Source organism: uncultured Wocania sp. (assembly GCF_964021735.1).
Lineage (GTDB): Bacteria > Bacteroidota > Bacteroidia > Flavobacteriales > Flavobacteriaceae > Wocania_A.
Map to the genome: position 1 here is coordinate 1 of NZ_CAXIBN010000165.1, position 6,956 is coordinate 6,956.

A 6,956-nucleotide genomic window follows, 5' to 3' on the forward strand; every position below is an offset into this window, starting at 1 on the left:
TCAACTACGTTACCATTTCTATTAACAACAATTCTAACGATAACCATTCCTGATTCATTACAATCTTGTTTAAGTGTTTTGTATGTTGCTCTTCCACGACCATTTAAACCGTAACCAACACCACCAGTTCCTGAGCCTTTGCCACCAAAATAACTTGGAGCATATGGGTCGCCATCTAATTGCCCTTTATCACCAGCCTTATTATCGTTGCCTTCGCTACCAGTTTCGCTACCTTCAGATTTGCTAACACCACCGATTAAAGCATCTAATTTTTTCTTTTTTTCTTCTTGTTCACGCTTTTCTTTAGCAATTCTATCGGCTTCAGCTTTCGCTTTAGCATCAGCAATTGCTTTTGCCTTTGCCTCGGCTTCTTTTTGTTTTTTTATGGCTATTTCTTCTGAATTATCTGCAGTTAAAACTTCCTCTTTAGTTTCTGATGATTTTGTTGGTTCTGCTTTAGCAACATCGGGTTGCGGTGGCTCTTCTATTTTTTGAGGTGTTGATTTTACAGGCTTTTTAGGCTGAACATTGCCTTTACCAAAATCTGTTGTTCCAAAATTTACTGCAACACCATATTCTTCTGGAGGATCCATGTAGGTTGTACCTACCACAAACAATAGCACCAAAAGAATGATAGTAATCAACGCTGTGATTCTAGCAGAATTCTTTTCGTGTATGGTTTCAAAATATTTCATTTTTATAATATTGCTTTATAATAGTAAGACAGAGACAAAATCCTGTTTTTAATTAGAAAAATTACTACATTTCGACTGCGCTCAATGCAGGCTGATATATTCTATTGTGACTTTCTGCTTAATTAGGTTTTACCGCTAAAATAACTTTAAACTTATTTCGGTTAGCGATATCCATCACTTTTACAACATTTTCAACGGGTACTGATTTTTCAGCTCTTAAAACTATAGTTGGTTTTTCTTGTGATGATAATGCTGCTAATAACTCATTTTCTAAAACGCTAATCCCAACTCGCTTTTGATCTATATAATAAGTTAAATCCTTTTTAATACTAACCGCAACCGATCTTTTATTCTCGGTTTTACCACTAGCTTTTGGTAAAATAATGTCAATAGCATTAGTTGTAACCAAGGTGGAGGCTATCATAAAAAATATAAGTAACAAAAATACAATATCTGTCATTGACGACATATTGAATTCTGGTGTAACCTTATTTCTTCCTCTAAAGTTCATATTACGTAGGTTCGTTTAAATGATCTAAAAACTCTAACGAATTAGCTTCCATTTGGTATACTACTTTATCCGTTTTAACTACTAAATGGTTGTAAGCAATATACCCAATAATACCAACAATTAAACCTGCAACCGTGGTTGTCATAGCGGTATATAAACCACTTGCTAAAACATCCATTTCAATGGTTCCTCCTGCATTAGCCAATTCAAATATTGCTAATATCATTCCAACTACCGTACCAAGAAACCCAATCATTGGTGCTGCACCAGAAATGGTAGCCAAAACACTTACGTTTTTTTCTAAGCCGTAAATCTCTAAACGTCCAGCATTTTCAATAGCTGTGTTAATATCTGCTAGTGGCTTACCTATTCTAGAAATTCCTTTTCCTATAAGCCTTGAAACAGGCGAATTCACTTGTGCGCAAAGCATTTGAGCCGATTCGATTTTACCATTACTTACATGATCTTTAATTTGATTCATAAAATTAGCATCTATTTTTGATGCGGCTTTTATAGCAAATAATCTTTCAAAATAAATGTATGATGCAACTATAAGTAGTAAAAACAAAATAGCAATTATAACCTGTCCGGCAGCGCCTCCGCTACTAATTAATTCAATAATTGAAAGTGTCTTTTCAACTGATTCTTCGTCTGTGATCAGTTCTGTCCCCTCTTGTATGTTTAGTAATAAAATATTTAGCATATAATTAAATTTATTGCAACTGTATAACGTATCTTTTTTTGTTAAAGTATATTAAAACAAGGTTCTAGTAAACATAAATGCTACCGAACCTACTAAAAATCCAACTGCAGCTAACCAAGCAATCTTTTTTAAATACCAGAAAAAGTCAATTTTTTCCATCCCCATAGCTACAACGCCTGCTGCCGAACCAATAATTAACATACTACCTCCCGTTCCCGCAGAAAACGCTATGAAGTGCCACAATTCATGATCTATAGGTTCTGAGAACATGCCTAAACTAGCTGCAACCAATGGCACATTGTCTATTACCGCAGATCCAAAACCTAATAATATTACTACTAAATCTGATACACCTCCTGGATGTAATTCTGTACCCAATTGTGGCATATTATCTTGTAACGACGTTGCAAAATTAAATAATATCCCTAAGGATTCTAAAGCTGCAACTGCCATTAAAATTCCTAAAAAGAATAAAATACTTGGCAATTCAATTTTCGATAAGGAATGATGTACAGGACTATGTAAAGCATGAGCATCACTTTCTTCCGAATCATGATCGGTCATACTAAACTTAGAGTTACTATAAATTTCAGCAAAAATGGCAACAACTCCTAAAGACAGCATCATACCTACATAAGGTGGTAAATGCGTTATCATTTTAAAAATTGGCACAAAGACAATCGCACCTAAACCAAGATACAGCATCGTGCTACTAAACTTAGATTTTCGCTTAATTTCAGTTTCCTCTTCAATTTCTAAATCCCCTTTAAATGCTGGTAAAAATGATGCTATAAATGTTGGTACTGCCATACATAAAAAAGACGGCAATAATAAATAGCCTATTAAATGGCTCGTGGTTACTTTTTTACCAATCCATAACATAGTTGTTGTTACATCGCCTATTGGAGACCATGCGCCTCCAGCATTAGCAGCAATAATAATTAAACCTGCAAACCAAATACGAACACTCCTGTCTTTTACAATTTTTTGAAGTATTGAAATAAGTACAATAGTTGCTGTAAGATTATCTATAATAGCTGATAAAATGAATGCTAAAATGGCGAAAATCCAAAGTATTTTGCTTTTCTTTTTAGTTTTAATAAAGTCTTTAATAGTTGAAAAACCATCAAAATAATCAATAATCTCAACAATGGTCATTGCGCCTAAAAGGAACACCAATATTTCTGAAGTTTTACCTAAATGATGCAAGAGCGTTTCTTCCATCAAGTGCATCTTCTCTTCGGAAGCTAACGACCCAAAACCTTCCATTAGTGAATGTTTAGATGAATCGAACCATTGAGGGAAGCCTTCAATACCTAAAGCAATTAAAGCCCAACAAATAGCCATCATGACCAGAGCAGGAATTAATTTATCTATTTTTATACTATGCTCAAGGGTAATGGCTAAATAGCCCATTACAAATACTAAAATAATTGCTGCTTCCATAAATTTGGTTTTATATTAGTTGACTTAAGGCAATCTCGAATGCCGTTGCACTTATTCCTGTTTTAGATTGGTTTTTATTATAAACTTTTACTATGGCTTCTTTAATTTTATTTGATGTATCGTTAAATATCGCTTCATCTGTCATTTGCACACGGCGTTCCATAAAATAGGCAAAAACACGAGCCATTCCACAATTAGAAATAAAATCTGGTATTAAGCTCACTTTATAATCTGTATGCTCCATTATAGGACCAAAGAAAATTTCTTTATCTGCAAAAGGCACGTTAGCTCCACAAGATATAACTTCCAACCCACTATCTATCATCTCATCAATTTGGTGAATAGTAATTAATCTTGATGCAGCACATGGTGCAAAAATTTCGGTTTTAATAGACCAAATCTTCTCGTTAGCCTCTTCAAAAGGGATTAAATCTTCAGCAACTAAAGTATTTGCTGTTTTAGCTAAAAACAAGTTAGTAATTTCTTCAAATGTAAAGCCTTCTTCTTTAATTAATCCGCCAACAACATCTATTATACCAACTATTTTAGCCCCCATTTGAGATAAATAAAATGCTGCTGCTGCACCTACATTACCAAAACCTTGTATAACCGCTCGCTTCCCAGTAATGTCTCCACCATATACATTGTAATATTGTTTAACAGCCTCAGCAACACCAAAACCAGTGATCATATCGGCTACTGTATATTTTCTTGATACGCTTGGAGAATATATTGGGTTTTCAATAACCTTAATAACACCTTGTCTTAACTGACCAATTCTATTAATTTTATCGGCTTCGGTAGGTTTAAAATGCCCGTTAAAAACACCTTCTTGCGGATGCCAAACACCGCTTTCTTCTGTAATAGGGATAACTTCATGTATTTCATCTACATTTAAATCGCCTCCTGTTCCATAATAACTTTTAAGTAGTGGAGACACTGCAGCATACCAACGCTCTAACACGCCCTTTTTACGAGAGTCTTTAGGGTCGAAATTAATACCAGATTTTGCACCACCAATAGATGGTCCAGATACGGTAAACTTAATTTCCATGGTTTTTGCTAAAGACAAAACCTCATTCATATCCAGCCCTTTTCGCATTCTTGTTCCGCCACCTGCTGCGCCTCCGCGAAGTGAGTTAATAACAACCCATCCTTCAGCTTCTGTTTCAGCGTCTTTCCAATTAAAAATAATTTCTGGTGCTTTATTTTCGTATTTTTTTAATAATTCTTTCATTCCTTATAATAATCGATTCTTTTTTTAGCTTAAAATTTCTGTGTTTAGTATTCTCTATTTTAAGCAAAGCTAAAGCTGATTCATACGAAAAGTGTTTAAATTATTAATTTAACAAATATAAAAAACTAAAAGCCCTTTAATATTAAATTTCAATAAATTTTATGACAGATATATTTCACCAGAACTATGGTCTTTTTTTGCTCCAGTTACACTTTGTAAACAATTAATTTCGTCTCTTAATTTTAATACCCCTAAAAAGCCAAAAATTAAAGCTTCTTTAAATTCTATAATGGTTTTAGAAGGTATTATAATTTTATTTTTGGAATGCTGTTTAACCCTCTCAATAAGAAACTTGTTATATACACCACCGCCGGTCATCAAGACCAATTTTTGATTTTCTTTACCAATTATATTGGCAATTTGAATGGCAGCGTGCTCAACAAAAGTTCTTAAAACATCTTTTACCTCTAAATTATACGAATTTATTAAAGAAAAAACATGGCTATTTACCCATTCTAATCCTAATGATTTTGGTGGAATTTCTTTATAAAAATCTAAAGCATTTAATTGTTTCAATAATTTATTATTTATAGTTCCTGTTGAAGCTATTTTTCCTTCGTCATCATAATCAAATCCAAGCTGTTTTACATAATGGTTTAATACAATGTTTATCGGACAAATATCAAAGGCAATTCGCTTGTTTTCAGCTTCGTATGACACATTAGCAAAACCACCTAAATTAATACAGTAGTCGTATTCTGAAAACAACAACTTATCCCCAATAGGCACCAATGGCGCACCTTGTCCTCCAAGATTAACATCTTGCACTCTAAAATCGCAAACAACTTTGTTGTTTAGTAATTTGGCTATATTGGGTTGATTACCTATTTGATACGTTAATTTTTCATTAGGCTGATGCAAAGCGGTGTGACCATGTGAGCATATAGCATCTATATTTTTTATATTATTTTTTTGAATGAAACTTTTGATAACATTGGACAAATAAACTGTATAGTCTTTATCTATTTGCAATAACTTATCTGAAGTATATAAAACTAAATTTTTAAGAATTTGGTGCCATTCATTATTATACGCAATGGTTTCAGCATGATTAATTTCAAAATGCCAAGCGTTATCATAATCAAATGTTGCAAACACTAAATCTATACCATCTAATGACGTACCAGACATCACCCCAATAACGTTAAATTTCGATTTTATCATAGTAAGGTAAAAGTAATCATCTTAAATAAAATTATGAAAGAATATGCAAGCGAAAACTAAACTATAATTTTTAAGAATTCACAATTAAAGGCTATATTTGTAAATATTTTTTACAAAAACTAGATTTTAATTACGAATTATGGATTTTAGCCTTTCTGAAGAACATTTAATGATACGCGATGCCGCTCGCGAATTTGCACAAACCGAATTACTTCCCGATGTTATTGAACGCGATAACAAACAAGAATTTCCTAATGAGCTCGTTCGTAAAATGGGCGATTTAGGCTTTATGGGTATTATGGTAGATCCTAAATATGGTGGCAGTGGCATGGACGCGATTTCTTATGTACTTATTATGGAAGAATTATCGAAAATTGATGCCTCAGCTTCTGTAATTGTATCGGTTAATAATTCACTAGTTTGTTATGGTCTTGAAGCTTACGGGACAGAAGCTCAAAAAGAAAAATATTTAACCAAATTAGCTACTGGCGAATTTATAGGTGCCTTTTGTTTAAGTGAACCCGAAGCTGGCAGTGATGCAACATCTCAAAAAACTACAGCCATAGACCAAGGAGATCATTACATTATTAATGGCACAAAAAACTGGATTACAAGTGGTGGACGTGCCGATGTATTTTTAGTAATTGCTCAAACCGATCGAGACAAAGGGTCTCATGGTATAAACGCTTTTATTGTTGAAAAAGGAACTGAAGGTTTTCACGTAGGACCAAAAGAAGATAAGTTAGGTATCCGCGGAAGCGATACGCACACCCTTCAGTTTAACGATGTAAAAGTACCCAAGGAAAATCGCATTGGCGATGATGGTTTCGGGTTTCGCTTTGCTATGAAAACCTTATCTGGCGGACGGATAGGTATTGCATCGCAAGCACTTGGTATTGCTCAAGGTGCTTATGAGTTGGCTTTAAAGTATTCTAAAGAACGAAAAGCTTTTGGCACTGAGATTTGCAACCATCAAGCGATTGCTTTTAAACTTGCCGATATGCATACCGAAATTGCTGCAGCAAGACATTTAGTTATGAAAGCCGCTTGGGATAAAGACCAAGGAAACAATTACGACATGTCTAGTGCGATGGCTAAACTATATGCCTCAAAAGTGGCGATGGAACACACGGTTGAAGC

The 6,956-nt window shown here is 34.1% G+C and carries 7 protein-coding genes; 1 reads left to right on the forward strand and 6 read right to left on the reverse strand.

Features of this window, described 5'->3' with window-relative positions; genetic code table 11:
* From AADI82_RS12505 to AADI82_RS12530, 6 genes are all read right to left on the reverse strand, one after another.
* A partial coding sequence (locus AADI82_RS12505) for an energy transducer TonB (RefSeq protein ID WP_341216763.1) occupies positions 1-695 on the reverse strand: 695 nt, incomplete at its 3' end.
* Positions 696-813: 118 nt separating this feature from the next.
* Positions 814-1,206: a biopolymer transporter ExbD gene (locus tag AADI82_RS12510; RefSeq protein WP_341216764.1), complete on the reverse strand. Its 393-nt coding sequence runs from the start codon at positions 1,204-1,206 to the stop codon at positions 814-816.
* A 1-nt stretch (position 1,207) separates the two neighbouring features.
* A complete protein-coding gene (locus AADI82_RS12515; protein ID WP_341216765.1) occupies positions 1,208-1,909 on the reverse strand; it encodes a MotA/TolQ/ExbB proton channel family protein in 702 nt (233 codons plus the stop codon).
* A 51-nt stretch (positions 1,910-1,960) separates the two neighbouring features.
* Positions 1,961-3,355, reverse strand: a complete 1,395-nt coding sequence (gene nhaD, locus AADI82_RS12520) for a sodium:proton antiporter NhaD (protein ID WP_341216766.1) — start codon at positions 3,353-3,355, stop codon at positions 1,961-1,963.
* 10 nt (positions 3,356-3,365) lie between these two features.
* Positions 3,366-4,592 carry a Glu/Leu/Phe/Val dehydrogenase dimerization domain-containing protein gene (locus AADI82_RS12525; RefSeq protein ID WP_341216767.1) on the reverse strand — a complete coding sequence of 409 codons (1,227 nt, stop codon included), beginning with the start codon at positions 4,590-4,592 and terminating at the stop codon, positions 3,366-3,368.
* Positions 4,593-4,751: 159 nt separating this feature from the next.
* On the reverse strand, positions 4,752-5,816 hold the full coding sequence (locus AADI82_RS12530) for an anhydro-N-acetylmuramic acid kinase (protein ID WP_341216768.1): 1,065 nt from the start codon (positions 5,814-5,816) through the stop codon (positions 4,752-4,754).
* 139 nt (positions 5,817-5,955) lie between these two features.
* Between AADI82_RS12530 and AADI82_RS12535 the strand changes: the two genes are divergently transcribed.
* Positions 5,956-6,956 (forward strand): acyl-CoA dehydrogenase family protein (locus AADI82_RS12535; RefSeq protein WP_341216769.1); only part of this gene is annotated, 1,001 nt, incomplete at its 3' end.